Raw genomic sequence first — 16,741 nt, 5'->3', positions numbered from 1 at the left:
GTGTCGGGTGGGGGGACGTGACTCAGCGGCCGGTGGCGCCGCCGCGGCCGCGCAGGGCGGCACGGCGGGCACCGGCCCGCTGACGGGCGGACTCGACCACCTCGGGGGTGGCGCCGCTCCCGTCGTCGAGCCAGCGGGCGAGGGAGGCGATGTCGCGGAAGCTGAAGAGGTCGGGCACCCGGACGCGCCGGTCGAAGCGCCGGGTCATCAGCCGGGCGAGGCGGACCAGCAGCAGCGAGTCGCCGCCGAGGTCGTAGAAGGCGGACTGCACGTCGATGCTCGACGGTTCGAGGTCGAGCAGCTGGCCCCAGATCTCCGACAGCGCCACCTCGGTCGGCGTACTGGCGGCGGTCAGCGGCCCGTCGGTGTCGGCGGCCGGCGGCTCGGGCAGCGCGTTGCGGTCGAGCTTGCCGCCCGGGCCGAGCGGGAGGGCGTCCAGGACCACGAGGGTCGCGGGCACCATGTAGTCGGGCAGTTCGGCGGCGAGCCGGCCGGTGACGGCGCCCTGGAGCGCCGGGTCCAGCCGGGGGCCGTCCTGCGGGGCGGCGTCGCCCGCGGGCACGACGTAGCCGACGAGCCGGTTGCCGTGGACGACGGCGGCGGCCTCCCGGACCTCGGGGCAGGCGGTCAGCCGGGCCTCGACCTCCTCCAGCTCGATCCGGTAGCCGCGCAGCTTGACCTGGTGGTCGGAGCGGCCGAGGAACCGCAGCTCGCCGTCCTCGGTGAACCGGACGACGTCCCCGGTGCGGTACATCCGCTCGCCGTTGCGGAACGGGTCCGGCAGGAACCGCTCGGCGGTGGTGCGCGGCCGGTTGACGTAGCCGTGCGCGAGGCCGACGCCGCCGAGGTAGAGCTCGCCGGCCTCGCCGACCGGCAGCGGCCTCAGGTTCTCGTCGAGCACGTAGACCAGGTCGGTGGTGGTCGGCGGGCCGATGGTCGGCTCGTCGGTCCCGTTCTCGGGCACCGGACCGAAGGAGCAGAAGACGGTGCCCTCGGTGGGGCCGTAGGCGTTGAACACCCGGGTGGCGCCGGTCTCCCGGTAGGCCCGGTCCACCAGCTTGCGGCGCAGGGCCTCGCCGCCGAACACGATCGAGCGCACGTTCGGGGGCACGGCGCCGGCGTCGAGCAGGCCGTTCATGACCGACGGGACGACGGACAGGTGGGTGATCCGGTCCACGTGCCGGCTCTCGGGCAGGTGCACGGCGCTCTCGACGAGCACGACCGCGCCGCCGCGGCACAGCGCGTTGAAGATCTCCATCACGGACAGGTCGAAGCAGACCGAGCTCGCCGCCGAGACGCCGCTCAGGTCGCAGCCCTCCAGGACCCGGTCCATCTCGGCGAGCATCGCCACGGCGCCGGACTGCCGGACGGCGACGCCCTTGGGCTTGCCGGTGGAGCCCGAGGTGTAGATGACGTACGCGGTGTCGTCGGGCACGACGGCCACGGGCTTGGCGCCGGGCTCGGTCGTCACGGTGGCGCCCAGCGTCACCACCGTCGGGCCGGGCGGGCAACTGGTCCGGGACGCGGGCGTGGTGAGCAGCAGGCGGGTCCCGCTGTCCTGGACCATGAAGCCCAGCCGGTCGGCGGGGTAGTTCGGGTCCAGCGGCAGGTAGCAGGAGCCGGAGCGCAGGGCCGCCAGGATCGCCACCAGCAGGTCGGGGGTGCGTTCGACGCAGATGCCGACCGGGACGCCGGGGCCCGCGCCGTCGGCGACGAGCCGCTCGGCCAGCGCCCGGGACCGCTCGTTCAGCTCGCCGTAGGTCAGCACGCCGGCGTCGGAGTAGACCGCGGTCGCGTCGGGGTTCTTGACGGCCTGGGCGATGAACTCGGAGTGCAGGGTATCGGTCAACGGTCCGTCTCCTTGGGAAGGCCGGCCGGCGCGATGGCGCCGAGGGCCTGGTCGGGTCGGGCGATCGATTCGAAGAGCACGGTGCGGTACAGCGCGAGCAGCGCCGTCACCGTCCGCCTCTCCAGGTAGCTCGGTTTGAACTGGACGTGGCCGGCCACCCTGCCGTCGATGTCGGCCATCGAGATCTCCAGGTCGAACTTGGCGAGGTGCCTGCGCACCTGGAGCGGTTCGAGCGGCAGCGCGCCGTCCGGGGTGAGGGTCTCGCCGACTCCGTGGAAGAGCTTGACGGAGCGGGGGAAGGCGTCCGAGGACAGCCAGTTGACCACCACGTCGAACCAGGGGGAGCGGCCCTCGTGGCGCGGCGGCTTCAGCTGGGAGGCCAGCAGGTCGAGGGGGTAGTTCATGTGCTCCAGGAGGCCGAGCGAGAAGGCGTGGACCTCGCGCAGCAGCTCGCGGAAGCTGCGCTCCCCGGAGGGGTTCGCCCGCACCAGCACGGTGTTGAGGTAGTAGCCGATGGCGGACTCCCAGCCGGCCTCGGCCCGTTGGGCGATGGCGGTGGCCAGCACCGAGTCCTCGGTCCCGGCCGCGCGGTTGAGCGTGGCGAAGAACCCGGCCAGCACGACGGTGCTGACCGACACGCCCTCGCGCACCGCGAACTCCCGCAGCAGGCGGGTCTCCTCGGCGCTCCAGCGGAACGCGATGTCGCGGCCCTCGTAGGTGACGCCCGGCGGCCGCTCCTTGTCGGAGAGGTCGAGGTGGGCGGGCGGGTCGGCCAGCTTCCGCGACCACCAGTCCAGGGCGGCCTCGGCCGCGGGCCCGGCCAGCCACTGCCGCTCCCACTCGACGAACTCGGTGTACGGGGCGACCGGCGCGCTGCGGGCCGGGTCGGCGCCCTCGTAGTACTCCTGGAGTTCGCGGATCATGACGTCCGCCGAGGCCGCGTCCGACGCGATGTGGTGGACGAGCACCATCAGGTAGTGGTCGGACGGCCCGCGCCGCATCAGGACGATCCGCACCAGCGGCCCGTTGTCCATGTCGAGCGGCTCGTGCCCGTACTGGGCCAGTTCCTCGCGGGCCTGTTCGTCGTCCAGGTCGGAGGTGTCCACCACGAGGAACTCGTACACCGGCTCGTCCAGGATGACCTGGTACGGGCTGCCGCCCGCCTCCACGAAGACGGTGCGCAGCGCGGGATGCCGGTCCAGCACGGCCCGTACGGCCCGCTCCAGGGCCTCCTCGTCGACCGCCGTCCGGATCCGGGCGGTCACCATGAAGTTGTAGGGCACGGCGTCCGGCGCGACCATCTGCATGAACCAGAGCGAGGCCTGGCCGTGCGAGGCCGGCGCCACCGCGAGACCGAGCCCGTCGGCGCGCAGCTGCTCCAGCGCCGGCGCGTCGGTGGCCTCCAGCAGCCCGCGCGCGTCCAGTTCCTCCACCAGCTCCTCGGCGTCCAGTTCGGACAGGCCGTCCAGGAACGACGGCAGGGGCGCGACCTGGTGGGCCGGGGCTTGGTGGGCCGGGACCGGGACCGCCGGGGCCTGGGGCGCCTGCGCCGCCGCCGGGAGGGGTGCGGGTGCGGCCGGTGCGCCGGTGATCCCGACGAAGTGGCCGACGACCTCGGCGATCGAGCGCCCGTCCAGGAACACCACCGGCGACACCCGGTGCCCGAGCACCGCCTGCATCCGGTTGACGAGGCGGATCGCCAGCATCGAGTCGAGGCCGAAGTCGCGCAGGCCGGCGTTCTCGTCGAACCGGCTCACCGGCACGCCCAGCGCGTCGGCGAGTTCGGCGAGGACGACCTCCGCGACCGGCCGCTCCGCCGCCGGCGCCGCCGCGGGCTGCGCCTCGACCGGGGCGGCCACCGCGGCGGCCACGGCCGCGGTCTCGACGGCGGGGGCCGGCGCGGCCGCGGGGCGGGGCTCGGTGTCGATCCAGTAGCGCTCCTTCTGCCACTGGACGAGCGGGGTCTCCACCACCTCGACGTCGTCGGCGAAGAGGGAGTCGAAGGTCAGCGGCAGGCCCCGGACGTACAGCGAGGCGGCGGCGCCCAGCAGGCAGCGGACGTCGCTCTCCTCGCGCCGCAGGGAGTTGACCGCGTGCACCCGCGCGCCGCGGGACAGCCCGATCTCCTCGACCGCGCCGCGCAGCGTCTCGTGCGGGCCGATCTCGATGAAGGTGGAGACACCCCGGTCGACCAGCGCGCCGATCGTCTCGGCGAACCGGACCTGGTCGCGCAGGTTGTGCGCCCAGTAGTCGACGTCGGCGACCGGGTTCACCGCGCCCGCCAGCGCGGTGGAGTGGAACGGGATGGCCGGGACGAGCGGGGTGATGCCGTCGATGCTCGCGCGCAGCGGCTCGATCAGCGGGTCCATGCCGGGGCTGTGCACCGGCCGTTCGACCCGGATCCGCCGCACCGAGACGCCGTCCCGCCGGAGCTCGGCCTCCAGGGCGTCGACGGCCTCGGGCGAGCCGGAGACCGCCGCGCTGGTGGGGCTGTTGACCACGGCGACGGCGGCGTGCCCGGCGTACGGGGCGAGCCGCGGCCGCAGCTCCTCCTCCGGCAGGTCGACCGAGATCATGGCACCCTCGGCGGCCTTGCGCTCCAGCAGGTGCGAGCGCGCGACCACGACGCGGGCGGCGTCCTCCAGGGACAGCGAGCCGGCCACGCAGGCGGCCGCGACCTCGCCCAGGCTGTGCCCGACGACGGCCGTCGGCTCGATGCCCAGGTCGAGCCAGACCTTCGCCAGCGAGACCTGCAGGGCGAACAGCACGGGCTGCTGGAAGTCCATCTCCTCGTACCTGGCCTCGTCCGCGGGGGCGGCGAGGTGCTCCAGCACGAAGCAGCCGCCGGCCGCGCGCACGGCGGCGTCGCAGGCGTGCATCCAGCCGCGGAAGCCGGCGTGCGAGCGCAGCAGTTCGCGGCCCATGCCGACCCACTGGGTGCCGCCGCCGGAGAACACCAGCGCCACCCGCCGGTCGGCGTTGCCGGAGACGGTGCCCGTGACGACGTCGGGGTGCGCCTGGCCGGCGGCGACCCGGGCGAGTCCGTCCAGGACGTCCTGCCGGTCGCGGGCGAACAGTGCGATCCGGTGGCCGTGGTGGCTGCGCCGGGCGGCGAGGGTGTAGGCGAGGTCGGCGACCCGCAGGCCCGGATCGCGTTCGACGTGGTTGGACAGCTCACGGCAGGTGTCGGTCAGCGCGTCCGCGGTGCGGGCGGAGACGGGCACCAGGTGCAGCTGCCCGTCGGCCGCGGCCGCGGCCTCGCCCGGGCTCGGCGCGACGTGCCGTCCCCGGTCGCCGGCCAGGAACGGGTGGGCGGCGACGGGGTGTCCGGCGGTGTACAGGGCGCCGAGCGAGCCGAGCAGGGTCGAGGCCTCGTCGGCGCCGCGCCGCAGGGAGGGCAGGGTGGTGGCCGGCAGGATCTCCGAGGCCGACTTGAGCAGCAGGGGGTGCGGGCTGAGCTCGATCACCGCGTCGATGTCGTGGTCGCGCAGCCTGGTCAGGGCGTCGACCACGCGGATCTCCCGGCGCAGGTTGTCCGCCCAGTAGTCCGGCCCGAGTTCGGCGCCGTCGACGAGCTCGCCGGTGACCGTCGAGATCATCGGGATGCGGGTGCTCCGGGGCCTGATGCCGTCGAGCTCGACCTTCAGCGGGGCGAGGACGTGGTCGACCAGCGGGGAGTGCGGGGCGTGGCCCATCCGCACCCGGTGGTTGGTGACGCCCGCCTCGGTCAGCCGCTGGACGAGGTCGTCGATCTCCTGCGGGGTGCCGGTGACGAGCGTGGAGTTGAGGCCGTTGTGGCCGGAGAGGGTGAGCCCGCCGGTCAGGTGCGGCCGGACCTCGTCCGCGGGGGTCATCACCACGATGCCCTCGCCGCGGCCCACGGCCAGCAGCTGGAGGAGCCGGCCGTGGTGGGCGGCCAGGCGGGAGGCGTCGTCGAAGTCGAGGGCGCCGGCGACGTGGGAGGCGGCGAACTCGCCGACGCTCTGGCCCACGACGACGTCCGGCTCCACCCCCAGCGAGCGCCAGGTCTCGGCCAGCGCGACCTGGAGGGAGAACAGCAGCGGCTGGAAGACGTCCATGTCGTCCAGACGGCCGTCGGGGGAGAGCAGCTGCTCGACGAGCGAGAAGCCCAGCAGCTCCCGCATCCGCCGGTCGGACTTCATCATGGACCGGCGGAACACGGGCTGGCCGGCGAGCAGTTGCCGGCCCATGCCGACCCACTGCGAGCCGTTGCCGGAGAACAGGAACGCCACCCGCGGCCTGCGGCCGGCCGCCTCGCCGACGCTCAGTCCGGGAGCCTGCTCACCGTCCTCGAAGGCGTCGAGGCCGCTCCTGAGTTCGGCCATGTCGCGGGCGGTGGCGGCGAGCCGGAAGGGGCCGTCGCCGGGGGTGCGGCGGCAGAGGGCGCGCAGGTCGGTCGCGTCGCGCAGCGCCCGGGCCTGTTCGGCCAGCGCCTCGCGGGAGTCGGCGGCGAGCAGCAGCAGCGAGGCCTCGGGGCGCGGCAGTTCCTCGACGGCGACGTGGCAGATCGAGCCGCCGAACCCGAAGGAGCTGACGCCGCCGCGCCGGGCGTCGGAGCGCCGCGGCCACGGCTCCAGCCGGTCCTGGACGGTGAGGTTGTACTCGTCGAAGAGGATCTGCGGGTTCGGCGCGGTGTAGTGGAGGCTCGGCGGCAGCACGCCGTTGCGCATCGACATCGCGAGCTTGACCAGGCCGACGATGCCGGCGGCCGCCTCCAGGTGGCCGACGTTGGACTTGACGGATCCGAGCCGCAGCGGTTCCGTGCGGCCGGCGCCGAGGACCGCGCCGATGGCGTTGGCCTCGATCGGGTCGCCGAGCGGCGTCGCGGAGCCGTGGCACTCGATGTAGTCCACCAGGTGGGGCGCGATGCCGGCCCGCTGGTAGGCGGTGCGCAGCATCTTCTCCTGCGCCTGGGGGTTCGGCGCCGTCATGCCGTTGCTCAGGCCGTCGTTGTTGGAGGAGCTGCCCTTGATCAGGCAGTACACCGGCAGGTCGCGTTCGAGGGCGACGCTCAGCGGGGCGAGCACGACGACGCCGGCGCCCTCGCCGCGGACGTAGCCGTTGGCGCGGGCGTCGAAGGACTTGCAGCGGCCGTCCGGGGCGAGCGCGCCCATCGCGTCCATGGCGGTGTAGTAGTCGGAGACGAAGCTCAGGTTCACGCCGCCGGCCAGCACCAGGTCGCTCTCGCCCAGCCAGATCGACTGGCAGCCGACGTGCACCGAGATGAGCGATCCCGCGCAGGCGGAGTCGATGGCCATGCTCGGGCCCTGGAGGCCGAGGACGTAGGAGACCCGGTTGGCGATGATGCCGTCGTGCATGCCGGTGGCGGTGTGCGGGGTGATCTGGCTGTCGGGGCCGCGGTAGTGCGCCAGGGCGGCGTAGTCGCCCCAGCAGGAGGCCATGAACACGCCGGTGTCGCTGCCGACCAGGCTGTGCGGCGCGATGCCCGCGTCCTCCAGGGCCTCCCAGGACAGCTCCAGGATCAGGCGCTGCTGAGGGTCCATCTGGACGGCCTCGCGGGGCGAGATGCCGAAGAACAGCGGGTCGAACCGGTCGATGCCGTCGATGAACCCGCCCCAGCGCACCCGGTCGTTGAGCAGCTCGCGGCGGGCGGCCGGCACCGGTCCGACGGCGTCGCCGCCGTCGACCAGCAGCCGCCAGAACGCGGACGGGTCCGGCCCTCCGGGGAACCGGCAGCCGATGCCCACGATCGCGACGGGCTCGTTCGAGGGCGTGCGGCGCTCGGTGCTCGGGGCGGGCTCCGCGGCACGCGGGCCGTCGACGAGTGCCTGTGCGAGGCCGTCGAGGGTCGGGTACTGCCACATCCAGGTGGCCGGGACCTGCCAGCCGAGGAACTCGGACAGGGCTGCCGCGAGGTTCACCGACTTCAGCGAGTCCAGTCCGTACCGGTGCATCGGCGCCCGGCGGTCCACCGAGCTCGTGGACAGGTCCAACAGCTCGGCGAATCTGGACAGCAGGAAATCGGTGACGTCGGATATGTCTCGCGCTGCGCTCTCTTGGGGCATGGCGACTCCCTCGGCGGGGCGGTTGGAATGGTCGGGTGGAGCTTCACAGCCGATCGGTCACAGGGGGGGATGGTCAGTGGTTACGCGTCAAGGTGATTCGGCCGCGAACGCCGGATCCGACCTGTACATGACATGTGTGGGCATGCGTTCGGGCATGCTGCTCCTCTCGCGGCGGGAAGGGGACCCGAGGCGCGGCCGTGCGGTGCGCAACGCATGGTGAGGACAGCGGACTTCGAGGTGACTGGAGTGGTCGCGACCCGGCGGCTCACTGTGGAATTCTCACCGGCCCCCGTATGACCCTGCCGGTGGATCTGTCGTGCATTCTCGCTGCTGGGATTTCGCAGTGCTGCTTCTTCATCCGCCCCTGAGTGCGGAGAGTCCAGCGACTCCAGGATTGCGCACTTCGCGGTCCGGTTGAAGCGCTGGCGAGATTTGATCGCCAAAGTGTCCGATTCGATCTCCTCGGACGGTACCGCTCAGTTCCGTCTGCGCACGAGGGGCGGAGTGGACAGCGGACGATCGACCAATGCAAGCTGTCCGCATGCCAGTTGACAAATTTGATAGGGCGTCAGCCGATGCCGACGCCTTCTTAGCAGGACACGGCGACCACCTCGGACGGGCCCGCGCCGGTCGCGACTTCGACGGCAGGCCCGCATGACCGACACCACCGACTCCACCGGGACCGCGGTCGCACCGGTCCGCCGGCCGGGGCTGGCCCTCGGCGTACTGGCCGGGGCGCTCGCCCTGGACGTGAGCGGCCTCGGCGTGCTCAACGCGGCACTGCCGTCCGTGGGGGAGCGCTTCCACCTGGACGAGAGCACCCTCCAGTGGGTGATGACCGCCTACGCCGTCACCTTCGCCGGCTTCCTGCTGGTGGGCGGCCGACTGGCCGACGTGCTCGGACGGCGGCGGGTCTTCGAGGCCGGTGTCGCCCTGTTCACCGTCTCCGCGCTGGTCGGGGCGGTGGCCCCGAACACCGTCACGCTGCTGGGCGCGAGAGCGGTCCAGGGCATCGGGGCGGCCCTGTCGGGACCGGCCGCGCTGGCCCTGCTCACCGACACCTTCCCGGCCGGTCCGGCGCGCAACAGGGCCTTCGGGGTGTACGCGGCCGTCGGCGCCGCGAGCTTCAGCGGCGGGGTGCTGCTGGGCGGCGTGCTGACCGAGTTCTTCGGCTGGCGTTCGGTGCTGTGGTTCTCGGTGCTGGTGGGGCTCGGCGTGCTGGCCGCGACGCGCGTCGGCCTGCCCGACGGCGTCGGGCACCGCGGCCGGCTGGACCTGCCCGGCGCGGTCACCGGCACGCTCGGCCTCACCCTGCTCATCGTCGGCGTGAGCAGCAGCGGCGCCACGGCGTGGATCGTGCTCGGCGCCGCGGTGCTCTCCCTGGTGCTGTTCGTGGTGCGCGAGCACCGCACCGCCGACCCGGTGCTCCCGCTCGGCCTGTTCCGGATCGCCTCGGTGCGGGAGGCGAGCCTGGCCGCGTTCCTCCAGTACATGGGCTCGGTCGGGATGCTGTTCTTCGCGCCGCTCTACCTCCAGGGGATGCTGCACTACTCGCCCTTCGAGTCCGGCATCGCCCTGGTGCCGATGTCCCTGGCGGTGTTCCTCACCGCCAACTTCGCCACCGGCCGCCTGCTGGCCAGGTACTCCCCGCGGACGCTGATGGCCGTCGGCCTGGTCCTGATCGGCGTGGGCACCGGGCTGTGGCTGGGCACGCCGCAGGACGGGAACTACGTGCTGCACGTGCTGCCCGGTCTGGTGGTCAGCGGCGTCGGCCAGGGGCTGAACTTCCCCTCGATGACCTCCGCCGGTCTCTCCGGTGTCCCGGAGCGGCAGCACGCCGTCGCCGGTGCGGTGAACGTCGTGACCCAGCAGATCGGCGCCAGTGCGGGCGTGGCGGTGATGGTCCTGGTCGCGGGGACCAGCGCGGACCAGCTCGCCGGGTACCACCTCGCCTACGTCACCGCCGCCGTCGCCTGCGTGGTGGGCGCGGCGGTCATCGCCGTGCGGCGCCGGGCCTGAGCCCCCCGGGGCGGCGACGGACCTGAGCCCCGCCGGGGCGGCGACGGTCCCGAGTCGGCCACCGGGCCGAAGCGGTCTTCGGACTCCCTTCCCGTGGACGGGAGTCCGAAGACCGTCCCGCGTCCCCCGTACCGCCCGGAGCTCCGCCCCGGGCCGATCGTCACGCTCCCCGAGGCCGGTTCAGCCGGCCTCGGGGAGTCTTTCGTTCCTGGAGAGGGCCGCCGCCCGGACGTCCAGCAGTGCGAGCAGGACGGGCGGGTCGAGGGCGTGCACGGGGCGCAGGTGCAGTTCGAGCGGCTTCGGCGGGACGTTCGCCCTGATCTGGATGGGGCCGACGGAGCCGACGGAGACCTCGCCGGTGAGGACTTCGTCGAAGGAGGCGGGGACGGAGTGCGCGAGGAGGTACCAGGTCCCGGGCGGCACGTCTTCGAGGAGGAACGCGCCGGGGCGGGGGAGGACGGCGCAGGCGGCCGGGCGGCCCTCGGGGATGCGGGTGCGGAAGAGTCCGACGAAGACGCGGCCGAGTTCCTCGGCGTCGGTGGCCCGGATCTCGCCGCGGACGGTGGCGAGGTCCGCCGGCCGGGTCCAGCGCCGTCGGTCGAGTTCGATGCTGGTGGTGAAACCGCGTAACTGGCGGAACATCGTGGGCGACGTGCCGACGCTGCTGGCGAACCGTGAGCTGAAGGTGCCGACGCTGTTGTACCCGACCCGATGACTGATCTCGGTCACGCTGAAGTCCGTCTCGATGAGCAGCCGCTTGGCCGCTTCGATGCGGATGGCGGACAGGAAACGCCTCGGTGACACTCCGGTGACCCGTTGGAATTCCCGGGAGAAGTGGAATTTGCTGTACACGGCTGCCTGTGCCATATCGTCTATGGTCAGCAATTCGCCGATGTTCTCGTGCATGACCTCGATGGCTCGGGCCACGGCCTCTTCGATTGCCGGCTTCAAGGTGACTCCAGATTCTCGCAAGTACCGGTGGACGACGGAAACTCCACTCCGGTATTGCGTCCTGGAACAGTATTGCGTCCTGGGACGCGGCCGCGTGGGACAATCGGCCTTCGAGTACCGGAGCGCGCGAGGTTTTCCCTCTCCCTTCCGTTAAGGGGCGGTGACACAGCGTGGCACCGTGATAACGACTGATGACCGTAGCAGGCGGACATGACAAGTTCAACGACTTCCTCGCCCGTTTATTTGGCAAAGCCGAAGCGCCGAATACCGGCCGGTATGTGTTTGAACTTTTGAAGCAATTGACGAGATGCACCGGAGGGGGGCGCCCGAATGTTACGGATGGGGCTGGTGTGATTCGGAGGGGCTGATGTGACGGATGTGGCGGGCCGTCACCGGCCCGAGTCGGTCGTCGCCGGGTCCACCTCCTCCCACAGCCGCTCCGCGGAGGCCGCCACCGAGGCGACGGCGGCCTCCAGGGTGTCGCCGGCCGCGACCATCAGCCCCACCAACTGCGCCTCCAGCAGGCGATCGGCGTTGCAGGGCTCGGTCAGGTAGTCGCCGAGCTCCAGGACGACCAGACCGTGCACCGCCGACCACATCTGGTGCGCCACCAGCTCGGCGTCCTCCGCGCGGAACCGGCCCGCCTCGATGCAGCGGGCGGCGCATTCGGCCACGCCGGCCAGTGTGTAACGGCCGTATTGCCGGTCCTCCTCGCCCAGCGAGAACCCGGCCAGCGAGGAGCCCCCGAACATCACCGCGTACAGGTGGGGGTTGGCCAGCGCATTGCACCGGTACGCACGACCCAGCAACGCCAGGTCGTTCACCGGGTCGTCACTGAACTCCACCAGGGTGAAGTAGTGCTGGAGCCGGGTGAACCCCTCATGGACCATGGCGCGCACCAGCCCGCGCATTCCGTTGAAGTGGGTGTACAGGGCCATGGTGGAGGTGCCGATCTCGCTGGCGATGCGGCGGGCGGACAGCGCTTGCGGTCCTTCCTCCGCCAGCAACCGGGCGGCGATGTCCACCAGCGCCGGACGGGCACCGGGATCGGGGCGACGCGGACTCATTCCCTCAGTGAAGCAAAATGCCCTTATGTCAGGGACGTTCGCGCCGACAACCCTCGGATCCCCGCACAATGCGAGAAGCGGCCCTCCCGGCGCCGGGCATAGCTTTCCAGTCACTCAGCGCGACATTCCGGGGTGGCCGACGGCCGGAGGAGAAATGTCGACGCCCCGGCGCGCGATCACCACACCAGCGGTCAACGGAGGTCGCTCTTGTCCACCACAGCCCCCGGCCGAACGACCGGCGCCACAGTGCTCCTCTCCCTGGGCAGCCTGATCGTGTTGGTCTCCTCCGCGGTGGCCTTCCACCACTCCTTCGCCATGGACCCCGCGATGCCGATGGCCCACATGCCGGCCGACGACGGGCGGAAGCTGCACGGCATGGCGTTGTCGGAGATGCCGGAGATGTTCACCGCCCTCGCCGGCCTGCTCCTCGTGGTGGCCGGCGCCGCCCTGCGCGGGCGGCCGGAATCCACCGCCGCCGACTCCGGGACGGGGCGGCGCGGCCGGCTGCTCGTCGCCTTCATCGGTACGGCCGCCCTGACCGTCGACATCAGCAAGACCTCGACGCTGGGCTTCGTCATCCCCGGCCTGCGGGCCGAGTACGGGCTCGATCCGCGGACGGCCTCGCTGCTCGCGGTCTGCGGGCTCACCGGGACGGCGGCCGGAGCGCTGCTGTTCGGCGTGCTCACCGACCGGATCGGCCGGCGCAGCTCCTACCTGATCGCCACCCTCGGCTTCACCGCCACCAGCATGTGCGGCTCGATGCCCACGTTCGAGGGGAACCTGGTGATGTGCGGCCTGATGGGCCTGGCGGTCGGCGGCCTCGCCCCGCTGCTGATCACCCTGCTCACCGAGACCGTCGGCGGGAAGGTCCGCGGATCGGTGGTGGTGGCGCTATCCGTCGTCGCCACCGCGGTCGGCTACCTGGTCGCCGCCGGCTCGGCACTGTGGCTGGAACCCGTGTTCGGCTGGCGGATCCTCTGGCTGATCGGCGCCCCCACCGGTGCCGTCCTGGCCCTCCTCACCCCCTTCGTCCCCAACCGCACCTCGGCCCCCGCCCCGGCGGTGGCCAAGGCCGCACCGGCCGTCCCGCACCTGCCCCGGTCCTCACGGGCCCTCACCCACGGTCTCCAGCGCGCCTTCGCCACCCTGATCGGACTGCTCACCTTCGGCCTCACCACCTGGGTACCGAGCCTGGCCAGGATCGGCGGCGTACCGGTGCACACCGCGAACCTGATGCTCACCGTCGCGGCGATCGTGATGATCCCGTGCGCCCTGCTGCTGATGCTGGGCTACCGCCGCTACGGCCCGACCTCGATGGCGGCGGGCCTGGCCACCGCCACCGCCGTGCTGCTGCTGGCGCTCACCGCCAGCGGCGCGGTGGCCGAGGTGGGCTGGATCGCCGCCGGCGCGCTGGTGGCGGCACTGTTCTCGGTGAACTCGATGGCGGCGATCTTCCTCCCGATCGCGGCCGACCTGGCGGAGCCGGAACGGCGCGGCCGCACCACCGGGTGGGTCTCCCTGTTCAACCGGCTGGGCGGCCTGATGGGGCCGCTGCTGCTGGCGAGCCTGGTCTCCTCGGCATCCGCCGTCCTGGTGGCGGTCTCCGCGCTCGCCCTGCTGTGCGGCGCGGCCGCCTGGTACATCAGCCGCCGGCACCGGCTCGCCCTGGCCGGCCTGGAGCCGGCGGCCGACTGACCCACCGACCCACCGCGTCACCGACCCACTGACCCACTGCCCCGCCGACCACTGTCCCACCGACCCCATGCTCGACAGCCGGCAGGCCGGCCGACCGACGGATTCCGCCGGTCGGCCGGCCTGCCGTGTTCCGCCGAAGTGCCCGGCACGAAGGACGTTCGGGCTGGTCCGGAAGCCCGCCGTGCGCACAGCACGAGCAGAGAAGCCCGCCGATATCCGCCCGGCCGATACTGGGCTGGCCCCCGATCCGACGCGCCGTGGAGCGCGTCGAGACGGCGTCGGCATCTCCGGATCCCCCTGACGGAAGGAACAGGCATGCCCGGCTCACAGGACGTGATATCCGCCCTGGCGGCGGACGGCGACGCCGTCGAAGCCCTGGTGGCGAACCTGGCGGACGCCGACTGGGCGCGGCCCACCCCGGCGCCCGGCTGGACCATCGCCCACCAGATCGCCCACCTCGCGGCCACCTTCAAGCTGGCCGGAACGGCCGCGGCCGACCCCGAGGCGTTCAAGGCGCTGGCCGCCGGCGTCGGGCAGGACTTCGACGGTGCGGTGCAGCAGTCCCTCAAGCCCTACCTGGCGCCCTACCTGGCGTCCGGCGCGCCGAAGCTCCTGCTGGAGCGCTGGAACGTCGAGCGGCGGACCGCCGAGCAGGCCCTGGCCGCCGTCCCGGCCGGTCAGCCGGTGCCGTGGCTGGTCCGCCCGCTGCCGGCGCCCGTGCTCGCCGCCGCCGGCATGATGGAGCTGTTCGGCCACGGCCAGGACATCGCCGACACGCTCGGGGTGCACCGCGAGCACACCGACCGGCTCCGCTACCTGGTCGAATTCGCCGTCCGCACCTGGGACTTCGGGTACCAGGCGCACGGACTCGGCGCGCCCGAGGGCGAGTTCCGCTTCGAGATCACCGCCCCGTCGGGCGCCCGCTGGGAGTTCGGCCCCGCCGAGGCGGAGCAGCGCGTCAGCGGTCCCGCCGTCGACTTCTGCCTCCTGGTGACCCGGCGCCGGCACCGCGACGACCTCGCCCTGACCGCCGAGGGCAAGGACGCCGACGCCTGGCTGGACATCGCCCAGGCCTACCGCGGCCCCGCCGGGGAGGGCCGCACCCCGGGCCAGTTCCGGCCGTCCGGGAACTGACCGCCCTACCCGACCGGTAAACCGAGAGAGGGGACCTTCATGGCCACCCGTACCGACGAATGTGCCGTGGTTCTCGGCGGAAGCATTGCGGGCCTGCTGGCGGCCAGGGTGCTCTCCGAGTCCTATCCGAGGGTCGTGATCGTCGAACGCGACACGATCCTCGGGGTCCGCGGCCCGCGCCGCGGCGTCCCGCACGGCAACCACGCCCACGGGCTGGTCGCCCGCGGTCACCAGATCATGGAGTCGCTGTTCCCGGGCCTCACCGACGAGTTGATCGGCGCAGGGGTGCGGCCCGGTGACTTCAGCAACGACATCCAGTGGTACTTCAACGGGCTGCGGCTGAGCCCCGCCCGCACCGGCCTGCCGTCCGTGCCCGCCACCCGGCCGGTGCTGGAGTACCACCTGCGCGAGCGGGTGCGGGCGCTGCCGGAGGTGTCGTTCCTGGAGGAGCACGACGTCATCGCCCCGGTGACGGACGCCTCCGGACGCCGGGTCACCGGGGTCAGGGTGCAGGCGCGCACCCCGGGAGCCGAGGAGCAGACGCTCTCCGCGCACCTGGTCGTCGACACCACCGGCCGCGGTTCGCGGACCCCGCTGTGGCTGGCCGACCTCGGGTACCAGGCGCCCCCCGAGGAACGGATCGAGATCGACCTGGCGTACACCACCCGCCACTACCGGCTGGAGAAGGACCCGTTCGACAGCGACATCGCCATCATCCCGGCGGCCACGCCCTCGCACCCGCGCGGAGCGTTCTTCTACCGGGTGCCCGGCGACGACAACCGGGTGGAGCTGTCGGTGACCGGGCTCCTGGGCGACCACCCGCCCACCGACCCGGAAGGGTTCCACGCCTTCGTCCGGTCGCTGCCCGTCCCCGAGATCTACGAGGCGATCCGCGACGCCGAACCGCTCGACGAACCGCTGCGCTTCCGCTTCCCGGCCAGCGTCCGCCGGGACTACGACCGGCTGGAGCGCTTCCCCGACGGGCTGCTCGTCATGGGCGACGCGATCTGCAGCTTCAACCCCGCCTACGCCCAGGGCATGACCTCGGCCTCGCTGCAGGCGCTGGTGCTGCGCCGGCACACTGCCGGGCGGCTGCTGCCCAGGCCCCAGGCCTACTTCCGCGACATCGCCCGCGAGATCCGCTCCCCGTGGTCGTTCGCCGCGGTGACCGACCTGGGCTACCCGGGTGTCAAGGGCAAGCGGAACCTCCAGACCGCCCTGGTCAACCGGTACGCCGCGCTGGCGCAGCGGGCGGCGGTCCACGACCCCCGGGTGACCGACGCGCTGGTGCGGATCGCCGGGCTGGTGGCCTCCCCGGAGTCGCTGATGCGCCCGCGCACCCTGCTGCGCGTCCTGCGCGCCTCCCGTCGACCGGTGCCGCCCTCCGCCTTCGGCGTCCCGACATCGTGAAGCGGACTCCGGCGATCCGATTGGGAGGGGAACCACTTCTTCGCCACTATGTCGAGAGCGGCGCGTCGGCGCCGACGATGTAGTGGAGGGGGCGCAGCTGGCGCCTCTCGTCGCAGGGAGCGGAACCATGAAGTACCTGATCATGATGTACCCGAACGCCGCGGTCCTGGATGCGATGTCGGAGGAGGAGCGCAACGCCGTCTTCCAGGGGCACGGCGGGTTCATGGAGAAGCTCAAGGCGACCGGCGAGTTCGTCGGGACCCTGGCGCTGGCCGGGGTCGACCAGAGCTCCGTGGTGAGTGTGCGCGGCGGGGTGCCCGCGGTGACGGACGGTCCGTACGCCGAGGCCAAGGAGTACATGGGCGGTGTCTACGTCGTCGACGTCAAGGACGAGCAGCGCGCCCACGAGGTCGCCGCGATGATCCCGGACGCCGCGGTCGAGGGCCTGGGCATCGAGCTCCGGCCGATCGTCTTCAGCGACGGCTTCTCCGCCTGACCGGTCGCCCGGAAGCCCGGGGGCCTCGTGGCCCCCGGGCTTCCTGCTTTCCCGGTGCTCCGCGCACTCCCCC

General features: G+C 72.6%; 9 protein-coding genes. 5 read left to right on the top strand and 4 right to left on the bottom strand.

All coding sequences use genetic code 11. The features are described from left to right. Positions 1 to 22 precede the first annotated feature (22 nt). Both ACFWP2_RS31140 and ACFWP2_RS31135 read right to left on the bottom strand, forming a co-directional pair. Complete coding sequence (locus ACFWP2_RS31140) at positions 23 to 1,849, bottom strand: amino acid adenylation domain-containing protein (protein WP_380457653.1); 1,827 nt, start codon at positions 1,847 to 1,849, stop codon at positions 23 to 25. Then, the gene (locus tag ACFWP2_RS31135) at positions 1,846 to 7,896 is read right to left on the bottom strand and encodes an acyltransferase domain-containing protein (RefSeq protein WP_380457651.1); all 6,051 of its coding nucleotides are present in this window, start codon (positions 7,894 to 7,896) and stop codon (positions 1,846 to 1,848) included. The genes ACFWP2_RS31140 and ACFWP2_RS31135 overlap by 4 nt, the downstream gene beginning before the upstream one ends. Before the next feature lie 654 nt (positions 7,897 to 8,550). Between ACFWP2_RS31135 and ACFWP2_RS31130 the strand changes: the two genes are divergently transcribed. After that, positions 8,551 to 9,915 carry an MFS transporter gene (locus tag ACFWP2_RS31130; RefSeq protein ID WP_380457649.1) on the top strand — a complete coding sequence of 455 codons (1,365 nt, stop codon included), beginning with the start codon at positions 8,551 to 8,553 and terminating at the stop codon, positions 9,913 to 9,915. 180 nt (positions 9,916 to 10,095) lie between these two features. Here the strand turns inward: ACFWP2_RS31130 and ACFWP2_RS31125 are convergent, their stop codons facing one another. Beyond that, positions 10,096 to 10,821, bottom strand: coding sequence for a helix-turn-helix transcriptional regulator (locus ACFWP2_RS31125; protein WP_380457684.1), 726 nt, complete (start codon positions 10,819 to 10,821; stop codon positions 10,096 to 10,098). A gap of 434 nt (positions 10,822 to 11,255) precedes the next feature. Further along, positions 11,256 to 11,933: a TetR/AcrR family transcriptional regulator gene (locus tag ACFWP2_RS31120; protein WP_380457646.1), complete on the bottom strand. Its 678-nt coding sequence runs from the start codon at positions 11,931 to 11,933 to the stop codon at positions 11,256 to 11,258. Between the two features lie 207 nt (positions 11,934 to 12,140). On the opposite strand from ACFWP2_RS31120, the gene ACFWP2_RS31115 reads away from it, so the two are divergent. The 4 genes from ACFWP2_RS31115 to ACFWP2_RS31100 all read left to right on the top strand — a co-directional run bounded on the left by ACFWP2_RS31115 (position 12,141) and on the right by ACFWP2_RS31100 (position 16,668). Further along, entirely contained in the window at positions 12,141 to 13,628 is a 1,488-nt protein-coding gene (locus tag ACFWP2_RS31115) for an MFS transporter (RefSeq protein ID WP_380457644.1), read from the top strand. Positions 13,629 to 13,943: 315 nt separating this feature from the next. Beyond that, positions 13,944 to 14,762 carry a TIGR03084 family metal-binding protein gene (locus ACFWP2_RS31110; protein ID WP_380457642.1) on the top strand — a complete coding sequence of 273 codons (819 nt, stop codon included), beginning with the start codon at positions 13,944 to 13,946 and terminating at the stop codon, positions 14,760 to 14,762. Positions 14,763 to 14,801: 39 nt separating this feature from the next. After that, positions 14,802 to 16,172 carry an FAD-dependent oxidoreductase gene (locus ACFWP2_RS31105; protein WP_380457640.1) on the top strand — a complete coding sequence of 457 codons (1,371 nt, stop codon included), beginning with the start codon at positions 14,802 to 14,804 and terminating at the stop codon, positions 16,170 to 16,172. Positions 16,173 to 16,299: 127 nt separating this feature from the next. Further along, positions 16,300 to 16,668 carry a YciI family protein gene (locus ACFWP2_RS31100; RefSeq protein ID WP_380457638.1) on the top strand — a complete coding sequence of 123 codons (369 nt, stop codon included), beginning with the start codon at positions 16,300 to 16,302 and terminating at the stop codon, positions 16,666 to 16,668. Positions 16,669 to 16,741: the final 73 nt, after the last annotated feature.

It is taken from the genome of Kitasatospora sp. NPDC058444, assembly GCF_042721415.1.
Lineage (GTDB): Bacteria > Actinomycetota > Actinomycetes > Streptomycetales > Streptomycetaceae > Kitasatospora.
The sequence above is the reverse complement of the archived record's forward strand: the minus strand, read 5'-3'. Positions and strand labels throughout refer to the sequence as shown.